The sequence below is a fragment of the Bacillus sp. Cr_A10 genome (assembly GCF_029222665.1).
Taxonomy (GTDB): domain Bacteria; phylum Bacillota; class Bacilli; order Bacillales_A; family Planococcaceae; genus Psychrobacillus.
The window spans coordinates 78,985-102,801 of the sequence record NZ_JARHXR010000021.1; the positions used below are offsets into that span (position 1 = coordinate 78,985).

The 23,817-nt window shown below is 35.6% G+C and carries 21 protein-coding genes and 1 riboswitch; of the genes, 8 read left to right on the forward strand and 13 right to left on the reverse strand.

The genetic code is table 11. From position 1 onward, the window contains the following. Positions 1-22: 22 nt before the first annotated feature. From ypfJ to P2Q73_RS18575, 5 genes are all read left to right on the forward strand, one after another. A complete protein-coding gene (gene ypfJ, locus P2Q73_RS18555) occupies positions 23-871 on the forward strand; it encodes a KPN_02809 family neutral zinc metallopeptidase (protein ID WP_275789903.1) in 849 nt (282 codons plus the stop codon). Positions 872-995: 124 nt separating this feature from the next. Next, complete coding sequence (gene dapF, locus P2Q73_RS18560) at positions 996-1,856, forward strand: diaminopimelate epimerase (protein ID WP_481747170.1); 861 nt, start codon at positions 996-998, stop codon at positions 1,854-1,856. Between the two features lie 28 nt (positions 1,857-1,884). Continuing rightward, positions 1,885-3,222 (forward strand): response regulator, encoded by a 1,338-nt coding sequence (locus P2Q73_RS18565; protein WP_275789906.1) that lies wholly within the window; start codon positions 1,885-1,887, stop codon positions 3,220-3,222. Further along, on the forward strand, positions 3,219-4,265 hold the full coding sequence (locus tag P2Q73_RS18570; protein ID WP_275789908.1) for a HEAT repeat domain-containing protein: 1,047 nt from the start codon (positions 3,219-3,221) through the stop codon (positions 4,263-4,265). The genes P2Q73_RS18565 and P2Q73_RS18570 overlap by 4 nt, the downstream gene beginning before the upstream one ends. Then, positions 4,262-5,683 (forward strand): glycosyltransferase family 2 protein, encoded by a 1,422-nt coding sequence (locus P2Q73_RS18575; protein WP_275789910.1) that lies wholly within the window; start codon positions 4,262-4,264, stop codon positions 5,681-5,683. The genes P2Q73_RS18570 and P2Q73_RS18575 overlap by 4 nt, the downstream gene beginning before the upstream one ends. Before the next feature lie 504 nt (positions 5,684-6,187). On the opposite strand, the gene P2Q73_RS18580 is transcribed toward P2Q73_RS18575, so the two are convergent. Then, positions 6,188-9,382 carry a hypothetical protein gene (locus P2Q73_RS18580; RefSeq protein WP_275789912.1) on the reverse strand — a complete coding sequence of 1,065 codons (3,195 nt, stop codon included), beginning with the start codon at positions 9,380-9,382 and terminating at the stop codon, positions 6,188-6,190. Positions 9,383-9,543: 161 nt separating this feature from the next. Between P2Q73_RS18580 and P2Q73_RS18585 the strand changes: the two genes are divergently transcribed. Next, a complete protein-coding gene (locus P2Q73_RS18585; protein ID WP_056833192.1) occupies positions 9,544-10,098 on the forward strand; it encodes a 3D domain-containing protein in 555 nt (184 codons plus the stop codon). 43 nt (positions 10,099-10,141) lie between these two features. On the opposite strand, the gene P2Q73_RS18590 is transcribed toward P2Q73_RS18585, so the two are convergent. The 3 genes from P2Q73_RS18590 to P2Q73_RS18600 all read right to left on the reverse strand — a co-directional run bounded on the left by P2Q73_RS18590 (position 10,142) and on the right by P2Q73_RS18600 (position 11,916). Then, entirely contained in the window at positions 10,142-10,762 is a 621-nt protein-coding gene (locus P2Q73_RS18590) for an NUDIX hydrolase (RefSeq protein WP_275789917.1), read from the reverse strand. Between the two features lie 98 nt (positions 10,763-10,860). Next, on the reverse strand, positions 10,861-11,502 hold the full coding sequence (locus tag P2Q73_RS18595) for a FusB/FusC family EF-G-binding protein (protein ID WP_275789920.1): 642 nt from the start codon (positions 11,500-11,502) through the stop codon (positions 10,861-10,863). 150 nt (positions 11,503-11,652) lie between these two features. Then, the gene (locus P2Q73_RS18600) at positions 11,653-11,916 is read right to left on the reverse strand and encodes a CD3324 family protein (protein WP_056833186.1); all 264 of its coding nucleotides are present in this window, start codon (positions 11,914-11,916) and stop codon (positions 11,653-11,655) included. Positions 11,917-12,171: 255 nt separating this feature from the next. On the opposite strand from P2Q73_RS18600, the gene P2Q73_RS18605 reads away from it, so the two are divergent. Then, positions 12,172-13,308 carry a polysaccharide deacetylase family protein gene (locus P2Q73_RS18605; RefSeq protein ID WP_275789923.1) on the forward strand — a complete coding sequence of 379 codons (1,137 nt, stop codon included), beginning with the start codon at positions 12,172-12,174 and terminating at the stop codon, positions 13,306-13,308. Positions 13,309-13,446: 138 nt separating this feature from the next. Here the strand turns inward: P2Q73_RS18605 and P2Q73_RS18610 are convergent, their stop codons facing one another. After that, entirely contained in the window at positions 13,447-13,698 is a 252-nt protein-coding gene (locus P2Q73_RS18610; protein ID WP_275789926.1) for a DUF3006 domain-containing protein, read from the reverse strand. Then, the gene (locus P2Q73_RS18615; protein WP_275789928.1) at positions 13,685-14,899 is read right to left on the reverse strand and encodes an MBL fold metallo-hydrolase; all 1,215 of its coding nucleotides are present in this window, start codon (positions 14,897-14,899) and stop codon (positions 13,685-13,687) included. The genes P2Q73_RS18610 and P2Q73_RS18615 overlap by 14 nt, the downstream gene beginning before the upstream one ends. A gap of 101 nt (positions 14,900-15,000) precedes the next feature. Next, positions 15,001-15,045, forward strand: a riboswitch (PreQ1 riboswitch). Between the two features lie 7 nt (positions 15,046-15,052). Here P2Q73_RS18615 and P2Q73_RS18620 point away from each other — a divergent pair. Beyond that, positions 15,053-15,535 (forward strand): QueT transporter family protein, encoded by a 483-nt coding sequence (locus tag P2Q73_RS18620; RefSeq protein WP_275789931.1) that lies wholly within the window; start codon positions 15,053-15,055, stop codon positions 15,533-15,535. Positions 15,536-15,733: 198 nt separating this feature from the next. Here the strand turns inward: P2Q73_RS18620 and P2Q73_RS18625 are convergent, their stop codons facing one another. The 7 genes from P2Q73_RS18625 to P2Q73_RS18655 all read right to left on the reverse strand — a co-directional run bounded on the left by P2Q73_RS18625 (position 15,734) and on the right by P2Q73_RS18655 (position 23,727). Beyond that, complete coding sequence (locus P2Q73_RS18625; RefSeq protein WP_275789934.1) at positions 15,734-16,633, reverse strand: glycine betaine ABC transporter substrate-binding protein; 900 nt, start codon at positions 16,631-16,633, stop codon at positions 15,734-15,736. A gap of 6 nt (positions 16,634-16,639) precedes the next feature. Next, positions 16,640-17,284: an ABC transporter permease gene (locus tag P2Q73_RS18630; protein ID WP_056833175.1), complete on the reverse strand. Its 645-nt coding sequence runs from the start codon at positions 17,282-17,284 to the stop codon at positions 16,640-16,642. Beyond that, positions 17,285-18,247, reverse strand: a complete 963-nt coding sequence (locus P2Q73_RS18635) for an ABC transporter ATP-binding protein (RefSeq protein WP_056833173.1) — start codon at positions 18,245-18,247, stop codon at positions 17,285-17,287. A gap of 116 nt (positions 18,248-18,363) precedes the next feature. Further along, positions 18,364-19,383: an LLM class flavin-dependent oxidoreductase gene (locus P2Q73_RS18640; RefSeq protein ID WP_056833171.1), complete on the reverse strand. Its 1,020-nt coding sequence runs from the start codon at positions 19,381-19,383 to the stop codon at positions 18,364-18,366. Between the two features lie 119 nt (positions 19,384-19,502). Beyond that, on the reverse strand, positions 19,503-21,239 hold the full coding sequence (locus P2Q73_RS18645) for a methyl-accepting chemotaxis protein (protein WP_275789939.1): 1,737 nt from the start codon (positions 21,237-21,239) through the stop codon (positions 19,503-19,505). Positions 21,240-21,454: 215 nt separating this feature from the next. Then, positions 21,455-22,435 carry a ring-cleaving dioxygenase gene (locus tag P2Q73_RS18650; RefSeq protein ID WP_275789942.1) on the reverse strand — a complete coding sequence of 327 codons (981 nt, stop codon included), beginning with the start codon at positions 22,433-22,435 and terminating at the stop codon, positions 21,455-21,457. Between the two features lie 482 nt (positions 22,436-22,917). Then, a complete protein-coding gene (locus P2Q73_RS18655; protein WP_275789945.1) occupies positions 22,918-23,727 on the reverse strand; it encodes an alpha/beta hydrolase family protein in 810 nt (269 codons plus the stop codon). Positions 23,728-23,817 lie beyond the last annotated feature (90 nt).

A 23,817-nucleotide genomic window follows, 5' to 3' on the forward strand; every position in this document is an offset into this window, starting at 1 on the left:
CTGATGAAAAGGAGTGAGATAAATGAAATGGAAGGGACGAGCTAAAAGCTCTAATGTAGAAGACCGGCGTGGTATGAGCGGAGGAAAAGCGATAGCCGGTGTTGGAGGGGGTCTTGGATTAATTATTGTAATTATACTTTCCTTTCTTGGCGGGAATCCGGGTGATCTTCTTGGAAATCTTGGAACTTCGGAACAATCAAGTACAATCCCCTATGAAGAAAGTGCACAAGAAAAAGAATTAGCAGAATTTGTATCGGTAGTATTAGCAGATACCGAAAAGGTTTGGACAGAAATATTTGAGGAAAACGGTCTGGAATATGTGGAACCGACGCTTGTACTATATTCGGGCAGTGTAAATTCAGCATGTGGAGCAGCGGGAGCCTCTGTAGGTCCTTTTTATTGTCCAGGTGACCAAAAGCTTTATATTGACTTAAGCTTCTATCAGGAATTACAAGAAAAATTCAATGCTCCTGGTGATTTTGCGATGGCATATGTGATAGCTCATGAAGTGGGACATCACGTCCAAACACTTTTGGGAACAACGGAAGAAGTAATGCCATTGCGCCAAAAATTGAGCGAAGAGGAATTCAATAAATACCTTGTCCGATTCGAACTTCAAGCTGACTATTTATCGGGTGTATGGGCTAAGCATGCACAAGGATTAGGTTACTTAGAAGAAGGTGATTTAGAAGAAGCATTGACTGCAGCAAGTGCTGTCGGAGACGATACATTGCAAAAGCAAGCAAGAGGTTATGTCGTTCCCGAAAGTTTTACGCATGGTACTTCAGAACAACGAAAAAGCTGGTTCTATAAAGGTTTTGAAAACGGAACAATTCAAGGTGGAGAAACCTTTAATACAAAAACACCATAAAAAAATAATGGCAGTCGCAATAATATCTTCTTTTGCGACTGTTTTTTCTATAGTCATCCATTGACCATGTTGGTTTGTAGTAACTATAATGAATGAAATTGTATTAATAAGGAGATTTCAAATAATGAATATTACATTTACAAAAATGCATGGCTGTGGAAATGATTATATCTATATAAATTGTTTAGAAAACATGATCGAAAATCCTGAAGGACTTAGTCGTTTAGTTTCAGATAGACATTTTGGAATTGGTGGAGATGGTGTTGTATTAATATGTCCATCTGATATTGCGGATGCAAAAATGAGAATGTTTAATGCGGATGGTAGTGAAGGTAAAATGTGTGGTAATGCCATTCGTTGTGTTGCAAAGTATTTATATGATCATCAGATTGTCCCGAAAAATAAGATGAATATTGATACTTTAAGTGGTGTAAAAATTATTCAAGTTTTTGCCGATAATAACAAAATGACTTCTGCAACTGTTGACATGGGAAAACCGAATTTAGATCCTTCCGCATTACCTATCTTAATCGATCAAACTGAAAATATAGTGAATATGCCATTTACGATTGAAAATGAAAACTACCATATTACTACTGTATCTATGGGAAATCCTCATTGCGTAATTATAACTGAAAATATAGAATCTATTAATCTTCCATTAGTAGGTCCAACCTTCGAATTTAATCCTGTCTTCCCTGAGAGTGTGAACACTGAATTTATTGAAATAGTAAGTCGCACTTCTATTAATATGCGTGTTTGGGAACGTGGCAGTGGAGAAACATTAGCTTGTGGAACAGGAGCTTGCGCTGCTGTTGTTGCAGCAGTCTTAAATGGTCATTGTGATTTTGACACAGATATTGAAGTAAATCTTTTAGGTGGGAAGCTTATAATTAGATATTCTGATCATGGAGTATTTATGACCGGACCTGCTACTACAGTGTTTAAAGGTGAAATAGAGTGGAATGGTTCTTTCATTAACTAATATTGATAATATGTAAGGAGGTTTTCAGTTGTTCACTAATAACTCAACTATTAATTCTCACAACAAACTGGGACTTCTTTTGTTAATTGCAGAAGATTTAGTGGAAGTATCTTCTATTAAAGACGACTTAGAAAAGGAAGGCTACACAATCTTAGTAGCACCTAATGTTGAAAAAGGAATTGACTTATTTAATACAAACGAAATTGATGTTTGTTGTATTTCAGCAAATATGTCTGATTCTTCGACTCTTTCTTTTTTAGATAAAATGAAGCAGACTGCTCAAGTCCGTTTTATTCCAATAATTGTATTGAATTTTAATAATGAATTTTCTTCGATAAAAACGGAGTTCATCCGTCATGGAGCTGCGGATATGATACATCCTAGACAAGGAAACCATCTCCTTCTTGCAATCGTTTCAAACTTTTTATCACATCGAAATTTTATTAAGCACCTTCAATCGATTGATCCACTTACAGGTGCACTTAACTATGCAAGCTTTGAAAAGAAAGCGCTCGATTTAATAGACAATTTTAATAATGAAGGCACCACTTTTTCCATCTCAATAATAGAAGTACATCATATACAACAGATGAATAAAGACTTTGGATTTTCTTATACAAATGAGATACTAAGCACTTTTAGTGAATTGATGCACACTAACATTCAATCCAAAGAAAGCTTTTATCGATTACACGGGGGAACCTTTGCTCTCCTTCATCCAACAACTAAAGAGAAAGAAGCACTTGAAAAATTGGACAAATTAAATAAAACCTTTGTTTCTAACACTTATTATAAAGATGGTCAAAGCTTTCATATTCAAATTGTATCAGGTGTTGCAGAATGGAACTCTTCTTATAACCATATTCAGCAGCTAGTAGTGAATGGCAAGCAGGCTTTGAGTGTTGCCAAGCAATCCACTGAGCCAACATGTATTTCATATAATAATATGAACTTGGAGTCTATTATGCCAATCGTCCGCGTCATTATTGTAGATGATAACAAACTGAGTAGAACGATGCTAGAAAAACAATTTCTATCATGGAAATCCCCTCGATTTCATATAGAAGTCTCTGTATATGATAACGGGTATGAGTTTATACACTCTGATTGGTATCATCCAACAGATTATCATATCCTCCTTTTAGATGTTGTAATGCCTAAAATGGATGGTTTAGAAGTTTTAAATCACATAAGAGAAGAGTATCCAAACGACCGTATCATCATATCAATGCTTACTTCCCGAAACAGCAATCAAGATATTTTACATGCTTTAAAAAGAGGTGCAGACGATTATTTAGTTAAGCCTTTCCATCCACAGGAAGTACTCGCTCGAATTCAACGCCTTGCCAGTAGGTTGTTTGTATGATTATAGAAATGATTTACTTCTATTGGGTTATTGGTATTCTTTTAGGATTTCAATTACTATTATTAGCTCTGCTATGCATTAGAAAGTGGCTCAGAAACAGAGAGAATGATAGACAAGACAAAGTGTATGAAGACAATCTAGAGCTTTTTGTGGACTATCTAATGTCAGAAAACTGGATGATACCTAAGGCCCTTGTAATTAGAGCGAATTTTGAAGTGGCAGAACGTATTTTTAGTGAAACATTTACAGATGTTAAAGATGCGCATATACGAGAGAAACTCGAGCAAGCAGCAGAATCTATATTCGCTGAAACCTATTTAAAACGAATGAAAAAAGGAACTTGGTCTACACGAGTAAATACACTATACTTCATCGAGGATTTTAAACTTATATCGTTAAAGCCTTTTCTCCAAGACCACTTATCGAAATTAAAAGTGTGGGATGAGGAAAAGAATCAAACTGTCCGAGCACTTGCAGCATTAAATGACCTTTCCATTGTTGATTATTTAAATAGAGATAGAACTGCAACATTACAACATTATTTAGATGTATTTAGTAGATTGAATGAGGATACTTTTGGAAATGCTATAAAACTGAGTAAAGAAAGCTATAATCCGATGTGCAGGATTGCCATTCTTTCCTTTATTGGGCTTACAAAAAATCTACGTTACCAACCATTATTAGAAGATGAATTACAAAATGAAAATTTGGAAATGCGTATACAAGCGCTTAAAGGCCTTTATAGGTTGAATTATATAAGCAATATCGAACTACTCATCCCATTTTTCGAATCCTCTTCATGGCAAGAAAGAATGTTCAGTTGTCGTATTTCCGGAGTACTAATGTTGGAAGTCTTTGAGCCATTTTTAGTTAAATTATTGGGAGATAGAGAATGGTGGGTTCGTAATGCGGCTGCAGAATCCATTCTTCAAATATTCGGAGAGGATAAACTTTATTTTCTTTCAAAGAATCATTCCGATTTATATGCAAGAGATATGGCAGTACAATGGATCACTTCCAAAAAAGGGGGAAGTAAGGAATGAAGGATATTGTTATTTTCTTATTTCAAGTAACCTCCTACTTCATCATATTTTATATGGGATTTACTTCAATTAGTTACATCGTCTTGTTTTTATTTTCCATGAAAAATGTTATGCGTGAAGGAAGACTTATTAAGACGGAATCACTTGAAGATATAGCAGTGAGCGAAAGAACATATCCAGTTTCCATCATTGTTCCTGCCTATAATGAAGAAGTTGGAGTAGTTAGCACTGTTCGTTCATTGTTAGCACTCAATTATCCTGAATATGAGATCATTGTGGTAGATGATGGTTCAAAAGATGGAACGTTATTAAAATTAATCGAAGAGTTTAAATTAGAAAAAATAGAACTGGCTGTTCGAGAACATATGAAAACCCAACAGATACAATCCTCTTATCGTTCGACAATTTATTCAACCGTTATGGTCGTCTCAAAAACTAACGGTGGAAAAGCAGATGCTTTAAATTGCGGTATAAATGTATCCAAGTATCCATATTTTTGTGCAATCGATGGAGATTCTATATTAGAGAATGATGCTTTATTGAAGGTAATGAAACCAATAATCGATTCGGAAGGTAAAACGGTTGCAGTTGGTGGTTCCGTACGAATTGCAAATGGGACTACCATTTCGCGAAGTAAGGTGGAGTCAATTGATCTACCTAAGAACCCCTTAGTCATCTTGCAAATCGTGGAATATTTTAGAGGTTTTTTAATTGGGAGACTTGGATTTACTAAAATTAATCAGCTTCTTATTATTTCAGGGGCATTTGGTCTATTCCATAAAAATACGGTGATAAAATCGGGTGGATATAAAGTGGATACTGTAGGTGAAGATATGGAACTTATCGTTCGCCTACATCGAATTATTAAAGAGCAAAAACTCGATCTTCAATTAAAATATATTCCCGATCCAGTTTGTTGGACGGAAGCACCTGACTCCTTTAGAGTATTGAAATCTCAAAGAATTAGATGGCAAAGAGGCTTAGCAGAAACATTAAATGCACATAAAAAGATGTTTTTAAACCCCAAATATGGACTACTCGGATTCATCGGCTTTCCTTATTTTTTTACAGTCGAATTATTAGGTGCAGTTATGGAATTGATTGGATATATTTTAATAGTTGGTGGAGTATTTTTTGGCTTTTTAGATCCTTACATTGTAACAATACTATTATTGGTTACAATGCTTTACGGATCATTCATCTCAGCTTTATCTATTCTTCTAGAGGAGCTTACTATGTTTAAATATCCAAAGGTGAAGCATTTATTATTGTTATTCTTTTGGGCATTAACAGAGTCCTTTTGGTTCCGTCCCCTTCTAGTTATTTGGCGATTTGAGGGCTTGATTAAATCATTTCGTAGAAAAGAGGCGGAATGGGGAAAAATGGATAGAAAAGGAATATCTTCAGATTCCAAATAAAAAATATGGCTATCCCAAAAGAAAGAAAATCATTAAAATGGCTCCCTTTCCGGGGGCGTTTCCTCAGCCTCCTAGGCCAACACGATGTTGGTCATGCAATCGTTGCCGCAAAAGTTCTTTTGCGACGAGCTTTGCGCAGGAGCAGGATGCAGCGAACTCTTAGATTGCCTTCCCCTCAACTGTGGGGTCTTCGGCTAACGCTATTCCCGCCGCCGGAGTGTCACCTTTTTCAACGATTTTCTAGAAATTAAAAAGTAGAATAAGGGTTTTTTAAAAGTTCCCACTCTACTTTTTAGTTTTTTAGACAACTCCATCTCGCTTGTTTCATCTAGATAGGACAATTTGGATGCACTTTCGCAACTAAAGTGTCCTAATTTTATCTAAGAAGGCGCTCGAATTCGTCCGCCGAGCTTATGCTTTGGAAAACCCATAGAATAATATATAAAATAAAGGGCTGCCCTCAAAAGTCGTTTTTCAATAACTTATGGGACTGCCCTATTTTTTTTAGTTTACTTCTTTAAATTTGTCTTGGAGAATATAATAAGATTGTTTTAAGCGTTCCTTTGATTGTGGTGCTTCCCACTTATCCCAACTGTATCGAGCTACAGACTTAAAAGGGATTACCCCATCCTTCATTTTTGGAAAGGTGTGCAATTTACCATTTTTTCTAAAGGTAAAAGCAACGCCTAAATCCTCTATTTCTAAGTTAGTTTCTAGTCCGTCTTTATATAAATCTGATAGGACTATTTTTGAACTTGGATCCTTCACGTTTAATAATAACCAGGGAATCCTCATCTCTAATACACCTGTTTTAGGATCAGCATAATAATCAGCTAATGAATAATAATCCTTTGCTGACGAATTACTATTTCCATACTGCATTTTTCCAGTTTCATAGCTTTCAAATGGCAGCTCTTCTCCCGTGTCTGGTCTTACTAATCCTTTACTCAAAGCATAACGTATTGGGTTAAATACTCCAGTACTTTTTGTTGGTATAGGCTCCCTTTCATGAATCAATTGTAATACATGTCCATATTGGTAAAGAAACGAATCGTAATAGGCATCTACGTATAAATTCGCACTTTCTTTATTTTGTATATTTGCCCAAAAATCGATAGCTGGTCGGTCTATTTGAATATCTGGTTGACCTTCTATTACAGCCTTTCCACTTTTTGGCGTTACATCGAATAGAATATTCACTTCGTTTTGATTAAACCAGTCACTCTCTTTAGTAGGCTTCTTATCCAATCTAATATACAAATACGCCTCATCATGCGTGATAAAAGCAGATTGAATTGGTCCAACAGTAGATTCATAAATTGGTTCAATCCCTTCCCAATCCTTGGAGTTACCATCCAATTTTATTTTTAATGTATTAAAACTTAGTAACCCAAAGTTTTGTTCATTAGTTTGTAGATTAGACCAAAACGGACGTCGGTTTGGATCATCCAAATCCATTGTGTTCCACGTACGTTTAAACCATTCATCCTGCCAAGTAAAGATGAGTCCTCCCATCATTCCTTCTTCTAAAATATCGTCATATAAAGAGACTAAAATTTCCCCTTGCTCTTTCTCCGAATGTCCTCCTTGATTCCATCCAAATTTGTTCAAATGAGTAATTCCCCGAGAAGCAGGAACGCCAAATTCTGCTATCAGAATAGGCATAGAATGACTCGCTTTCAAATCATGTAAATAACCTGCATAACTGTTTTTATTTCCACGATGATCAATATATTCGGTATATTTTTCTTCTAAATTCAGAAAGTCCGGGTAGTATGGATAAACATGATAGGATGCAAACAGGCCAGGCAATTCCAACCCATCTTTTATCGTAATATGATTTGGATCAACGGAAGCCAAATCTTCTATTTCTAATGGTTCCGCTGGCTGTTCTAAATTATCTGTTGGTACCCAATTTGTAAAACTCATTGGTCGCGTCCAATTATATTGATCTGCTTCGTATGTCATTAATGTATCCATTTGCTCGGCCAACCAAATTTCAAAGCCTTCCGCTTGTTGTGTGTTTATAAAAGTACCTTCAAACTGTGAAAGATTCGTATAAGTAGTTCTCATATGATCTACCATAGGAGGATACCACTCTATTCCAAGCATCCATCCGATTACGTAAGGAGAAATATCTGAATCGTATGTTCCATGCGAATGGCCTACCTTTTCCGGAACTACTGCATTACCATGAATCACATCAACCATTTGTTTATATTCTTTTTGAAAAGCTTCTGTAATTTCTGGTGTGTATGCATCTAGTGTTTCCTCCAATGGTTCCTCATCAATCCAAACCCCATGAAATACATAGATAGGTTTCTCATGCGTCTCATTATACTGTTTCAGTGCTTGATAAAATGCCGGAGGATGCAGAGTATATACTCTTATGGTGTTTGCATTCATCTCACCGATATCTTCAAGCCAACGTGCATATTCTTCTCTTGTAATAGCAGCTTCTCCAGGAAATGCTCCTGGTTTTCCCATTCCAAGATTCACACCTTTTATCGTCATCGTTTCCCATTTATTATTTCTGTACACTTCAAACTTATCCTTTGAAATTCGACTATTATATGTTAACCCTTCTTTTGTTTTCACAGTGCTCAATGTCTGTGTCTTATCCACCATCTTTTCTTGCTCAAAAGATTCTATATCTTTTAGGATAGATGTCATAATAGGTACATAAACTTGCCAATAGAAACTTTCTCCCGGAAATAAAAAATCTACAGTCAACATTTCTCTAATTTTAGTGAACCCTTTATATTGGTAGATTCCTGGAATTTTCTCTACTGTACTGAAATTACCTGCAAAGTAATAGCTATTCGCTGCATTCTGTTTTTTCATTACAATAGCTGGTGAGTTGGAGGAAATCCCGATTTTTTGGAGTATCTTTTTTCCTTTTTCCGTTGTATCTATTTCAAATTCTGCAAGTATTTTAGCATCTGCCTCTGAATCTATAATGTCAAACCAACCATTATACATACTCGCTTTACTTATAGAGAACGTTTCTTCACCTTGTTGGGTAGTTTTGAATAATAAACCGTGTTTTTGAAGAGTCCCTTCATTCACCGAAAGCACTTCAACTTCTTCTGAGGATTCATTATAAAAAATAACACCTTCTCCATCAAAACTCCATTTTTTATTATTTTTTTCATAGGCATTTACAACCCATTTCGGTACCTCTCCGTCATTCAGTGCTAATGACTTGCCATACTTAGCAATCCAACCCGTTTGTTTAATACCCAAATATTTGGATGCTTTATCTCTTACATTATTAGAAATTGAATTATATTCTACTACTAGAGTTGAGTGTTTATCCTCATTTGCTGATTGAATGGATGTCCACTCTTCATTTGTTAATCCACCTTTTAAATCTTTTTCGTCTACACCATATGTATCTATTACATATATAAAATCCGAACCTGCTAAATTCGTAGGAAGTGGTTTTTCAATGTATTCGTTGTCCTCAAAAGTGTAGCCATAATAATCTTCAGAAGGATTATATTTTTTATTCTTTTCATTATTTATTTTCAAATAGTCTAGTAGCCAAAAGAATCCTTGGTGTTCACTAATATTCCCATGCGGAGTTGTTTTATTTATTACAGTAATGTTACGTTGTTTATCATCAGACATAAACCAAAATAACCACGGCAATAATAATAAAGTCCCTATTAAAATTATCCATTTTACAAATTTCATTGAAATCAGCCCTCTTTCGATAGTACTTTTCCAATATACACGATTCATAATATAGCAACAATATATCTACTATTTGTAATGCTATTGGTAAATTACCGTAATATTCCTGTAACAATATATTGCTAATATATGATTAGACTAAATAGCAAGGGGTAGAGTATTTGAAGAAAATTCTTGGATCACTCATAATCACAATCGTACTATTAGTCAGCGGAGTAACACAAGGCTTCGCAGCTACTACCGTTCACACAGTAAATAAAGGCGAAACTTTATATTCTATTTCCAAAAAGTATAATGTATCAATCGCCAACTTAAAGTCTTGGAATAACTTAAAATCAGATAGTATCAAAGCGAAACAAAAACTTAAAATAACAGGCAAGGAAAAAACAAAAAATCCTTCTAGATCCGATTCAGAGGACAAGGTTGCAAAAGAAATTGTTGTATCTGCGAGCGCTTTTACTGCAAATTGCAATGGCTGCTCAGGTGTTACAAGTACAGGAATTAACTTAAAGCGTAATCCAGATATAAAAGTAATCGCAGTCGACCCTGAAGTTATCAAGCTTGGCACAAAAGTGTATGTAGAAGGCTATGGCTATGCTATTGCTGGTGATACAGGTAGTGCAATTAAGGGAAACAAAATTGATGTATTTTTCTCTTCTAAAAAAGAGGCATATAAATGGGGCCGTAAATCTGTAACTATAAAAATATTAGAATAAAATAAAAGCCAACTTTCTATTTAAGGAAGTTGGTTTTATTATGTCATAGAAGTGCTTGAATTCCTAAAATAACTGCTTTGTAATAAGAGTCCTCATGTGGAACAAAGGAGTCCCTTTCAACTATTTTTTTTAGTGGAATCCTTTCTCCTAATTCATTCAACTGATATCCCTCGACTTCAATGGCAAGAACTTCATTCCTCCAAAGTGCTGTAAACTGTTTAAAATCTGCCCTTACTATTCCTGAAACTTCTTCTACTTGGAGGTTAAAGTCTTCAAAATTTACATTATTATTATATATAAAGACATTTGCTAACTCGTTGTCTATAAGTTCTCCTGTTGTGACGGAATAGTTTATTACACCGAGCGGAACGAGCTCGTCAAAAGTTACCTCTATTCCAAGTTCTTCTCGTACCTCTCGTATACCGTCAACCACATTTTCAGTAGCCATTAAATGTCCAGCCGCAGTAATGTCTAGTAAACTAGGATAATCTTTTTTAGTCTCACTTCGAATTTGTAAATATATATACCCTTTCCCTTCCTCACTACAAATAAACCAACAATGAAACGTTTCATGCCACAATCCAAGCTGATGAACTTTTTCTCGTGTCGCTGTTCCTATTTCTAATCTATTTTCATCAAATATTTTCAGCATTTCATTTTCCATTTATAAATCCTCCTTATATGACAATTATATTTTAGGTGCCTGGCACCAAAAAACGTGAATGTTTAAACATTCACGTTTGTTTTGGTTATACATACAATTTAAGAGCCGATGATTAATTCTACAAATTCATCTAGTTTGTCATGGGAAACTAAATTTTGATTACATTTATGGCTGTCCTGGCAAATATAGTTCCCTCTTTTAATATAGGCGTCTTGTGTCGCACCTTTTGTGGCAGAAGTAAACATACCAATCTCTTCAAAGCGATTACATATAGTACATATTCCTTTTTTGTTGGAATTTTTATAGCCACCGGAAATCCCTATAAGCTTACCATGGTGTTCTACTATTAAGTATTTTTTATTCGTCCCTTTGTCCAACCATCCCAAATAAGATATTTCACTAAAGTCTACTTGTTCTAATGAAGGCATTTTTAGTTTCTTTGCTTTTGGAAATAATTTCTTTATTGTTTGTTCTTTTATTTCTCTAAAAGGAACTACATAGGGTTTTATTTGCTCCAAAAACAATTCCGCATCTGATTTTTCCTTTACTTCAACTATTGGATTTAGCAATAGTTTTTGATCTTCATGTAACTCTTCGAACAGCCCTAAAACTTTTTCAATCGTTAGCGACTTTAATGCATTTAATACAGCTTGATCATTTACAGTTGCATGCCCATTAATTAAGTTTTGTGTCTGATATTTAATAAAGTTGTATTGATCACTTTTTATGAAAGGATTCATTTCCATCCCTCCTATTTCACTTTTTAACAAATCATTTCTAATTTATTGTAGCGGAAATGACTTTTTTTATAAATGGTAAAGATGGCTATGAAATGTTCTCGCCATATAAAAAGCTGATAACCCTGTATAAAAGGGTCACCAGCTCCTGATTTATTTAGAATAAATGATCTTTTTAACAGTTTCCACAGAAAGAAAATGTTCTGTAGCAAGCTGATTCATCGGAACCCCATTTTTATAAGCTTGCTTAAGATAGGCATTTCGTTCGTCAATACGCTTTCTTTCTCCTGAAAGCGCCCCCCACTGTTTATAACTCTTTTCTGGTTTCGGAATATAAATTGTTTCCCCTTGAATATACTTTTGAATTTCCTTCACAAGCTCCTCAGGTAAAACAGAATTCGCTTTTATATAAGTCATTGCGCTCGCTCCCTTATTTTTATCACTTTCAATAAGGTGCAAAGCCACAAGTTGAAATGGCGATTAATATTTATTTAATGACTCCCCACGCAAAGTATCGCCTTTCCAAAAATAGGCTTTGCATGAGACGTTGCGCTCTCTGGCAATTTACATCGATTTGCCATTACACTCACCCCCCTAGTAAACATCTTAATATAAGCATACCACGATTACAAAATACATATATTTTTTAGATGGCAAAAAATATATGAACAGGTGGTTATAATCATAAAAAAAATTACTATTCTATGTGCAGCTCTTTTCATCTCTATTATTTTTAGTACAACCACTGGACAAGCAGCAGTAGAAACACATTATGTTGGCTTTAATGATCAATTATTAGATTTTAGTGATGTACAAGTTATCAATGAAGACACGAAAGTTCCGCTGGAAGAAATAGCAGCTTATTTAGATATTCCGTATGAAACAGAAAAAGGAAATACTTTTATACGAAAACAAGACTTAGAGATTATTTATAACGAAACATCGAACATAACTACTAAAAATGGAACGCCACTTAGTTCGGTTCCATTTGTGCGAATAGATGGAAAGCTGTTCATTAGTGTTAAATTTATTGCTACAGAAATAGGATATAAAATTGAAAACTTTCCAAAACAGAAAACACAGCGAATCTATAGAGATGACTGGATTCGTATGTCTCATCCAGAATATGAAATATATTTAAACCAACAGTTGAAATCTAAACAAACACAAACAAAACCAGGAAAAGCAACTATTTACTTAACATTTGATGATGGACCAAATAAATTCACAGCAGTAAACAATGCCACTTTAAAAAAATATAAAGTGCCAGGTACTTTCTTCTTTTTAGGAAACAATATGAAAAAGAACTCCTCTATTATCAAATCTGTCGTAAAAGAAGGCCACTATATCGGAACACATAGTATGACACATGATAAAAACAAGGTCTACAAGTCCGCAAATTCTTTTATTAACGAAATGAACGAAGGAACCAAGCTAATAAAAGAAATGACCGGGTTGGATTCAAAACTCGTTCGAACCCCATACGGCAGCAAGCCCCATATAACGACAGCCATGAAAAATGAATTAATTAAAAATGACTACAAACTATGGGATTGGGACGTAGATTCACAGGACTGGAAATACACGGACAAACAATCAAACCAAATCGTTAAAAACGTAAAAGTCGGAGTAGAAAAAGCCTTTAAATCAGGTGATAAAGACATCATCATCCTACTACACGACCGAAGCCAAACAACAAAAGCCCTACCCCAAATTATCGAGTGGCTTCAAAAAGAAGGCTATACACTAAAAACTTACGAACCCAAACAGCATATCGTCCAAAACTTCCTATATGACACATCCCTCTAACCAATTATTACAACAGTATTACTGGTGCCAGGCACCAAAACAAACACGAATAACACGAATAACACGAAAAACGCGATTAACATGAATGTTCGAAAATTCATGTTAATCGTGTTTGTTTTAATAATTATGAAAAATTCATTATTCTTTATTACCGTTTTTTAATTGTTCTAATAAGCTTTGAATTTTGTCTCTTTGGTCCATTGTTTCCTTTTCATGAGATTCAATTTTATACGTATCACCCAAAACTGTTATGGAGACAATATCACCTTCCTCTAAAGGCACCTTTATCTGATCACGAGCTACGAGAACGCTTTCTGTTTCATTTGGATGCTTTAAAAATACTGCATACTCACCATCAAAACGATCTAATGTATACTTATTTGACCTCACTTATAACCTCTCCCTTCTCATTTATCAAGCTAGCTGCATCTCCGTCGTTTCTCCAAACCTGTCTCTTTGTCCAATGAAGGTATCCATGACCTTCCTTGGCACTAGGACCACTTGTAATATAGATAGTTTTACCAGCTTCTAAATCCATGTTTGGAAACGTAAATACTTGATTACCTTCCGTGGAGATAAGTTGCCAGCCCTCTAAATTTACGGCTTCATCCCCAGTATTTTTTATACCCACTATCTCCCCTTGTAAGTCCTTATTCAAAATCACGATGGATGGGGTGGATACCGTTTTTTTCGCTTCCACTTTGTCTGGACTGTCTTGGGTCGAAACAGAATAATCAACTCCGTTTGTCGTTACTACAATATTTCCAACTTCCGCTGTTGCATATGCTTGGGATTTCACTTTTTTAATATGGTTCACTACTTCTTGCTTTGGATGACCGTAGGAATTATCTTTTCCATAACTTAAGATTGTGACCTCTGGTTTAACTGCTCGAATAAAATCTTCTGAGGTACTAGTGTCGGAGCCATGATGTCCTGCTTTCAAAAAAGTAGACTGCAGGTTGTATTGTTTCATCATGCTTTTTTCTACCTTAATATCCGCATCACCAGTTAAGAGAAATGATACTTCTCCATATTGCACTTTTAACACGATAGAAGCTTCATTATTATCATCCGATCCCTCTCCTACATTAAAAACAGTAATATCCATATTAGAATCTAATGAAATCTTATCCCCTTTATCTGGCACGACAAACGGGATTTTCTTATCAACTATAAGCTGAAGCATATTTTCATATGTCTGTGATGTATGTATTTTCCCTGAATCTATAAAATGATTAATTGAGATGGAATTTAACACAGCAAGAAGACCACCTATATGATCGGCATCCGGATGAGTTGCGACGACATAATCTAACTTCTTCACTCCCTGAGAGCGTAAGTAATCCACCACTTCTTTACCTGAGTCTCTCTTGCCACCATCTATTAACATAGTTTTTCCATCCGGTGATTGTATAAAAATGGAGTCCCCTTGTCCCACGTCAATAAAATGAACTCTCAATTCATTCCCAGGATTTATTTGGGTGGCAGACGTTTCCACTTTTGTATCAGTTTTTTCTGATTGCATCTCTGTCGTGCAGCCGAAAATGAGAAAAATCATGCATGCACTTAGTAATGTAAAAAAATGTTTCATATAAACCTTCCTTTTTTAATACTGTTTCCTATTTTAACATAGAATTTCTATAATCCTTGACATATGTCAAACCCTGTCATAGAATTAGCAATTGTGATTTATCAAACGTGGTTCGTGAACCTCCCACTTAAAAAAACTAAGGAGAAATGAATAATGAAAACTAAAACACTTGCTACAAGCGGTATTATTGCTGCTTTATATGTAGCTGTATCTTTACTGGTGGCACCATTTGCATTTGGTGCAATACAATTTCGAATAGCTGAGATGTTTAACCACCTTGTCGTGTTCAATAAAAAATATATTTTTGGTATTGTTCTCGGTGTATTTGTAACAAATCTGTTTTCCCCACTCGGTTTATATGATTTAACTTTTGGGGTAGCACATTCGATTATCACTTTGTCCATCACTATTTTTGCATCCAAGTATATTAAGGGGCATATTCCTCGTATGATATTCAATACATTACTCTTTACCGTCACAATGTTTATCATTGCAATTGAATTAAACCTAGCATTGGGATTACCTTTCTTTTATACATGGCTTACTGTTGCAGCTGGTGAATTTGTCGTATTAGCAGTTGGTATTCCAGTAATAACTGCTTTAAATAAACGCTTGAACTTTAAATCACTTTTGTAGGAAATATTTAGAGGGTGACTCAAAATAGGTCGTTAAAAACGACTTTTTGAAGTCACCCTCTTTCCTTTTAGGGTTTGTTCACTGATATGATTGGTTGCTCTAATATCACAATTGGTTGCTTTTATATAATGAATAGTTGCTCTCATACTCTATTTTGTTGCTCTTAACCAATTTTTAGTAAATAAATTGAGATAATTACTACTTATCAATTAACCCCTTCTCCACTAAGAAATCATGTGCGACATCTTCCGCCTTATCTCCATCGATATCCACCCGTGCATTCATTTTTAGCATATCTTCTTCAGATATTTTCCCTGCCAAATCATTTAGCACTTTTTCAAGCTCTGGAAACTTCTCCAATGCTTCCAAACGAACAACCGGCGCTGCATCGTACTTAGGGAAAAAGCCTAGATCATCTTTAGTTGTTTGTAACTCAAAGCGTTCAATTCGACCATCTGTTGTAAATGCAGGAATAATATCCACGTCTCCATTTTTCACTGCCTCATACATGACGTTTGGGTCTAAACTTTCGGTTCTTGTGAAAGTAAATGGGTACGAATTAATAAAGTCATCATAGCCGTCTCCCTCACGCTCATAAAATGCATGAGGTGCACCAAATACCATATTTCCAGTTCTTGAAACTTCCACAAGATCCGAATACGTTTTTGCATCATAATCTTTATCCTTGGCATACGCGAGTGTGTACGTATTCTCAAAACCAAGTGGACTTAACCAAGTTGCTTGAAACTTTTCTTCATATCCTTTTTTCACTCGCTCTAAAACACTTTCAGAGCTTTCACCGACTTCCGACTCTTCCTTTAACACATCCTTCAATCCTGTACCTGTATACTCCACATACAAATCAATATCGCCCTTTTCTAAGGCAGGAGTCATAATTGCTACCTCACCAAGACCTTCTTTATACTCAACATTATAGTCCGTCTTCGATTCAATATACTGTCCTAATATTTGAGGCAGAATAAATTGTTCCGTCCAAGGCTTTCCACTTATTACGAGTGTTTCCTCTGAGTTGGAGCTGGAGCAAGCCCCTAATAATAAAGATGCTGCAATCCCAATCGTTAATAATGATCTTTTCATTCCCGTTCATCCTCCTGTTTTCATACCTTTTGGTGTAGCTTTTCTCTCAATCCATTTCAAAGCAAAGTCAAACAAAATAGCCAATAAAGCAACAGGTAAGGCACCAGCTAGCACAAGAGAATTATTATATGACTGCAATCCCCGATATATGACATCTCCCAAGCCACCTGCTCCTACAAATGTTGCTAAAGTCGCTATTCCGACAGTTAAAACAGTTGCTGTTCGAATACCCGCCATAATAAACGGTAAGGCCAAAGGAAATTCAATTTGCCATAGAAGCTGGTTTTTAGTCATTCCCATCCCTTTACCTGCTTCTAATATCGAGCCATCAATACTTGTAACGCCTGTATATGTATTACGTAAAATCGGTAAAAGTGCGTAAATTATTAAAGCAATTAATGCTGTTTTAGCCCCAATCCCAATAAGAGGAACTAGAAATCCAAATAAAGCTAAACTAGGAATCGTTTGAAACACAGCAGTAATTCCAATTATCGGTTCGGCAAACTTGCGATACCTTGCAACGAAAATGCCTAATGGCAGGGCAATCGCAATGCCAATAGCAAGTGCAATAAAAGATAAGTAAATATGCTGAATAAAAGCTTCTTGGATTAAGTCTGATCTACTTTGAATAGTTTCTATAAAGCTTCGCATCTAAACCACCTCTTCCTTTGCAATAATTGCACGAAGAAGGACGGATTGATTTACATATCCTAGCGGTTCATTTCCCTTTTTAACTAACAAGCTCTTCACTGCATCATTATCTAGTAAAGCAATTGCTTCCTCTAACAATAAAGTGGCATCTACCTCTAAATAAGGTGTTTCCTTATCTTCTTCAAAGAACGTCGTAAACTCTTGTATTTCTCGCAATGAAAGGGACTTTCTTCTATTTATTCGCTCAATACCTATGAAATCTTTTACAAAATTATTAATCGGTTTTTCTATTAACTCGGTTGGGGAGGCTATTTGCTCTATCTGTCCTTTCCTCATTACAATGATCGTATCTGCAATCTTTAAAGCCTCATCCATATCATGCGTGACAAAAACAATTGTCTTCTGAATCTTCTCTTGCAGATACTTTGTTTCTATTTGTAATTGCTCTCGACTAATTGGATCTAGAGCACTAAAAGGTTCATCCATTAAAACAATTTCCGGGTTTCCAGCTAAAGCCCTTACGACTCCAATACGCTGCTGTTGTCCTCCACTTAGCTCTAAAGGATACTTACCTAAAAACTGTTCCGGATCAAGCCCTACCATTTTCATAAGTGCATGAATTCGTTCGGTAGTTTTCTCTTTTGTCCACCCTATTAAATTTGGAACAAGTGATGCATTTTTTTCAATTGTCATATGTGGAAACAAACCTATACGTTGAATTACATAACCAATAGTTCTTCTGAGCTTTACCTCATCAAGCGAAGAAACTGCTTTACCATCTATAAACATTTCTCCTGAAGACGGCACTACTAAACGATTAATCATTTTCATTAAAGTTGTTTTCCCACAGCCACTCGGTCCTATAATTACAGTTAATTTCCCTTCTTCTATTGTTAAGGAAACATTATGTAAAGCCTCCGTACCGTCTTCAAATACTTTGGACACCTTCTCAAATCGAATCAACCATCTTTCCTCCTTCATACACTATATTTAACTGTTACTATATATACCCTAAAAAGTTGGATTAAAGCCTCTCTTAAAAATAAAAAACCAGATTCTACATTAGAATCTGGTATACATTATAAAGATTTCATACCCGTTACCTCGGCAACTATCTCATATGAACGCAGGCGAGCTTTTGGATCATATATCGTTGTATTGATAATCATTTCGTCGGCATCCGTTTCATCTAGAAATGCTTGAAGTTTTTCTTTTACTTCGTCTGGATTTCCGATAATTGTAGATTTCAACTGACTCAAAATACTTTCTTTCTCAAAAGTTGTCCAAATCCCTTCCATCGTTTCTACTGGAGGTTGTAATTGACTTGGCGTATTTCGAATAAGACTTAAAAACTGTAATTGATGAGATGTAGAAAGAATTTTTGCCTCTTCTGTAGTATTAGCTGCTATAACATTTAGCCCTACCATCGCATATGGTTTATCTAATACAGAGGATGGCTCAAAATAGTTGCGATACCTCTCTAAAGCAGGCAACGTATTTTGAGGTGAAAAATGACTTGCAAATGAAAATGGCAAACCTAATTGGGCAGCTAAAGTAGCACTAAAACCGCTAGAACCAAGCAACCAAATCGGAATGTCTTGCCCTTCCCCTGGTATCGCTCTCACTTTATTGAATCTCGAATCAACATCCAAATACCCTTGCAGTTCTTCTAGTTGCTGAGGAAAATCTTGCCCATTATTTCTAGGATCTCTGCGTAATGCCATCATTGTCACTTGATCTGTACCAGGAGCTCGACCTAATCCTAAATCAATTCTCCCTGGATACATTGCCTCGAGTGTGCCAAACTGTTCTGCTATAACAAGGGGGGCATGGTTAGGAAGCATGATTCCACCAGAACCTACTCGGATTCTTTCTGTCGCCCCCGCTACATATCCAATGACAACCGAAGTAGCTGAACTTGCGATGCCAGGCATACTATGATGCTCCGCTAACCAAAATCGATTATACCCCCATTTTTCTGCATGTTGTGCTAAGTTTTTTGTATGTTGAAATGCTTCGCCTGGATTGCCACCTTGTGTAATTGGCGCTAAATCCAATACAGAGAATTTAATCTGATCTAATGATTTTTTTTCGCTCAATTTATCTCACTTCTTTCTAGCATTAAAAAATGCTAATTAAAAGATAGCGTACATTTTCAAAAATACAAAATAATTGAACTGAAAAAGGTAGCAGCTCGCAAGCTACTACCTTTCATATTTTATTTTGCCAGTTTGAATTCAGAAACAATATCTTGAAGCTGCTCAGACATTTCTGCCAGAGACCTAGAAGCGGCAGTCATTTCAACCATAGAAGCGTATTGTTCTTCCGCTGCAGCAGCTACATTTTGTGTATAACTAGTAGACTGTTCTGTTACTTCTTTCGTTTTATTCACTTCGTTTACAAGAACTTCCGTATTACTATTTATTTCTTGAATTTCCTCGGAAATAATAGAAAGCTTATTATTAATGAGATTTACATCCTCTGCTATTTTTTCAAACGTTTTTCCAGCGTTCGAAACATAGCTCATCCCACTTTCTATCACTACTTTTCCTTCGTTAGCAGTTTGGACAGTATGCTTCGTATTTAACTGAATTTCACCGATTAAAGAAGATATATTTTTAGCTGCGTTCCCGGATTCTTCCGCTAGTTTTCTTACTTCATCCGCTACAACTGCAAACCCCTTACCATGTTCTCCTGCTCTAGCCGCTTCTATAGCTGCATTTAAAGCTAGTAAATTTGTTTGCTCTGCGATACCAGTTATTACATTAATAATCTCGCCGATTTCTTGTGATTTATTTTCTAAAAGCACCATAGATTCGGTCGTTACCGAACTTTGATTATTAATTTGCATCATTTGTTCTACTGTTTGCCTTATAACCTCATTACCTGCTAATGAATCTTTAGACGTTGCGATGGATAGTTCGTTTAATTCCTTAATATTTTTCGCTATTTCTGTAATACTTGTAGAGATATACGAAGCAGAGTTTTTAGCTCCCTCTATTCCAACTAATTGACTTTCCTGGCCAGAAGAAATTTGTTGAATAGATTCTGTGATTTCCTCCGAAGCTCTACTTGTCTGTTCACTGCTAGCAGTAAGCTGTTCGGATGTTGCAGCTACTTGCTGTGCCGAATTGGAAACAGACGCAATTACTTCTTTCAAATTGGTTGCCATGGTATTTATTCCAATAGCTAAATGACCAAGTTCATCTCTATTTTTTATCTTTATACTTTCAGTAGATAAGTCTTGCTCGGCAATTTGTGTAACACTTTGAGCGATTCTTTGTATTGGTATACCAAGATGTCTAGAAAATAAATAGATTACAACAATACCAATCAATGCACTAATTGCCAGTGTTATTAGGATAGTGAAAATAATATTATTCGTACCTTCATTAAACGCTTTCATATAAGTCCCTGCACTGATTACCCATCCCCAATTAGGATCAAGCGCATTATACGTAATTTTAGGAGCTATCGTTCCTGGTTGATTTGGTAAATCCCATTTATATTGAGTGAAACCACCACCAGATTGTGCAACATCGATCATTTCCTGAACAAAATAATTTCCGTCTACATCTTGTTTATCCCAAACATTTTCTCCCTCTAATGAAGGATGGGCGATTTCTAATCCATCTGTTCCATATACGACAAAATATCCATTCATACCTAAATCTACTTTAGATGTTATTTTTCGAGTACCATCACTTTGTAAATCTCCGAGTAAATATTGTTTTGCTTGTTCCTGCGCCTCTTCTAATGTCAAATCTCCATTTTCCACCGAAGTATTCAATGACTCGATAACTAAAAGAGCCATCTCCACACTATTTTTAAGCGTTTTTTCTCCCAGTTCATCTAAGTTGTTTTTAGCTGAATAATAACTACTTAGTCCAATTATTAAACTCGGAATAAGTAATAAACTAATAGCAATAATAAAAAGCTTAGAACGAATATTCATTCTTTTCCCCCCTAAGTAATAGACAGCTTACAAAAAATCGTAGTCTCCTTATAAACCCCTCTAATTGAAAATAAGGATTTTCTCTATGTATTTTTAACCACTTATTTATTATATCGTCATTTTTTCTAAATATTTAGTATGTTATGAATTTAGTATTAATTACTTATTAAATGATAAAAAAGCCTACTTCGTAAATAGAAGTAGGCGCGATAATATTAATATTCTTTTTCAAATTCCTTTTTACTTCTTACAGTATCGAAATGGCGTACCATACTTTCAATCTCTTCCCGTTTTGGTTCTAAAAATGGAGGCAATGATAACTTTTCTCCAAGTGTTTCGTAAGGCTCGTCTCCCATGAATCCTGGACCATCTGTAGCGAACTCGAACAATAGGCCTGGCGCTACTCTTGCGTATAAAGATTGGAAGAAAAAGCGGTCTACAAAACCAGACGTTTGAAAACCGAAGTTTGCCATACGTTGAATCCACTCTTCCAATACTGCACGGTCTTCCACACGGAATGCTGCATGGTGAACTGTCCCAAAACCTTGACGACCTGGCGGAAGAATAATGTTTTTCTCAACGATTACTTGTGCACCATTACCACCTTCTCCGACCTCGAATAAGTGGAATGAGCCCTCTTGTGCAATCTCTTTAAATAACAAAACCTTTTCCATTACTTCTTTTAAATAATCGAACTCAGCAATTCTAATATGAATTGGCCCTAGACCAGTAATAGCATACTCTAAAGGAATTGGCCCTTTCTGCCATGGAGTTCCTGTTGCAACTCCTTCATTATTTTCATCTGAGATTAATTGATATTGTTGGTCATCAAAATCTACGAAAGAAAGCACTTTTGTTCCAAATTGATCTTCAATTCCCGTATGCTTTACTTCCAAACGATCAAAACGCTTAACCCAATAGTCTAATGCAGCATCACTTGGCACTCTGAAAGCTGTTTTATAAATTTCATTTGTGCCATGAGTACCTTTTGGAATATTTGGGAAGTCAAAGAAGGTCATATCTGTACCTGCTCCCCCAACATCATCCGCAAAAAATAAGTGATATGTTTGGATATCATCTTGATTTACCGTTTTCTTTACTAAACGCATCCCTAATACATAAGTGAAAAATTCATAATTTTTTTCCGCACTACTTGTAATTGCTGTTACGTGATGCATGCCTTTTAAATGATTCATATATTTCCCCTCCGAATTTATCTTTAATTTAAATATCTCTAATTCAAAGTAATTTTAACATGTTATAAAATGCTTGTCAATTAAAGTATTGCCATTTAAATTTTTATAATACTAATTACAAGTATCAAACAAATAAAAACACACTTAGCAAATAAGTGTGTTCAGGTCGTAAACTATCTCGAATTTTTTTATATAGATTTGAACAGGTTTTCCGAAGCTTATCGCCCGCTTTCCGCGGGCGAGCGTCGAGCCTCCTCCTCAGCTCTCGCTTCGTGCGGGGTCTCGTCTGTCTCGCTTTCCCGCAGGAGTCGATCGAACGCTTCTCCAAACCAATAAAATTCTACCTTATTATTTTCTATATGCGCAGGAAAAATAATCTTGAGGTAATAGTGAATAATGACTAAAAATCAACATAACACGGACTAATTAGCCAACTGCTTTTTTTCTTCCATCTGAACACACTTAAAAAATAAGTGGGTTTTTTATAACGCTATTTTCTCACTATTATTCGAAAACTTATCTAGCCACTCAAAGGATTTATTAAATAACTCTTCTTCCAATGCATAACTGGAAAAGGTATGATCAGCTTGCTCCACAAAATGCTTATCCACTTCTTTTTTACATCCTCGTTGACGTAGCGCATCAAAATAGCTATATGTATGTTCTGTAGGAACGTCTTCATCCTCTTTTGCATGAATGATGAAAGCTTCATCTTTATAGGAGCAAATAGCTTCTAATGGGTGATGATTTTTTAAGTCCTCTAAAAATGAATTACTTACATAAAATCCGTTATAATCCACTCTTCCGTTTAGTTTCGCAGTTTCTACTGCCTCATTTCCCATAATGTTTGTAATATCTTCGTAAGGTTTACCTACTGGTGACCACAAAATAAGTTTTCGAATGCGTCTATCCTGAGCAGCCGTAATGGAAGCTACAGCACCGCCTAGACTATGTCCAATCAGAGTAATATTCTCGGCATCCACTTCTTTAATCGATGATAAATAATTTAGTACAGTCTGTACTTCCTTTAATTGTTTTGTAACCGCTACATTAGAATAATCACCGTCGCTCTCACCACATCCACTAAAATCGAAACGGAATACACTAAACCCTCTTTTAGTAAAAAAACGAGCTGCCTTCACAAACATTCGATGCTCTCCTACTTTACTACCTAAAAATCCATGTAAAATAACAATGAGAGGAACTTTCTGTTCAACAGAGTTTAGAGGAAGATGGAGTACTCCGGAGAGACATAATTCATTTGAAAGGATTGATACTGTTTGTTGTTTCATATTTAACTTCCTTTCATAAGTTAATTTTTTTCTGTTTCACTAGTATGTTAATAGATATAATAATGGAAATGACTTCTTTAGTCAACTAAA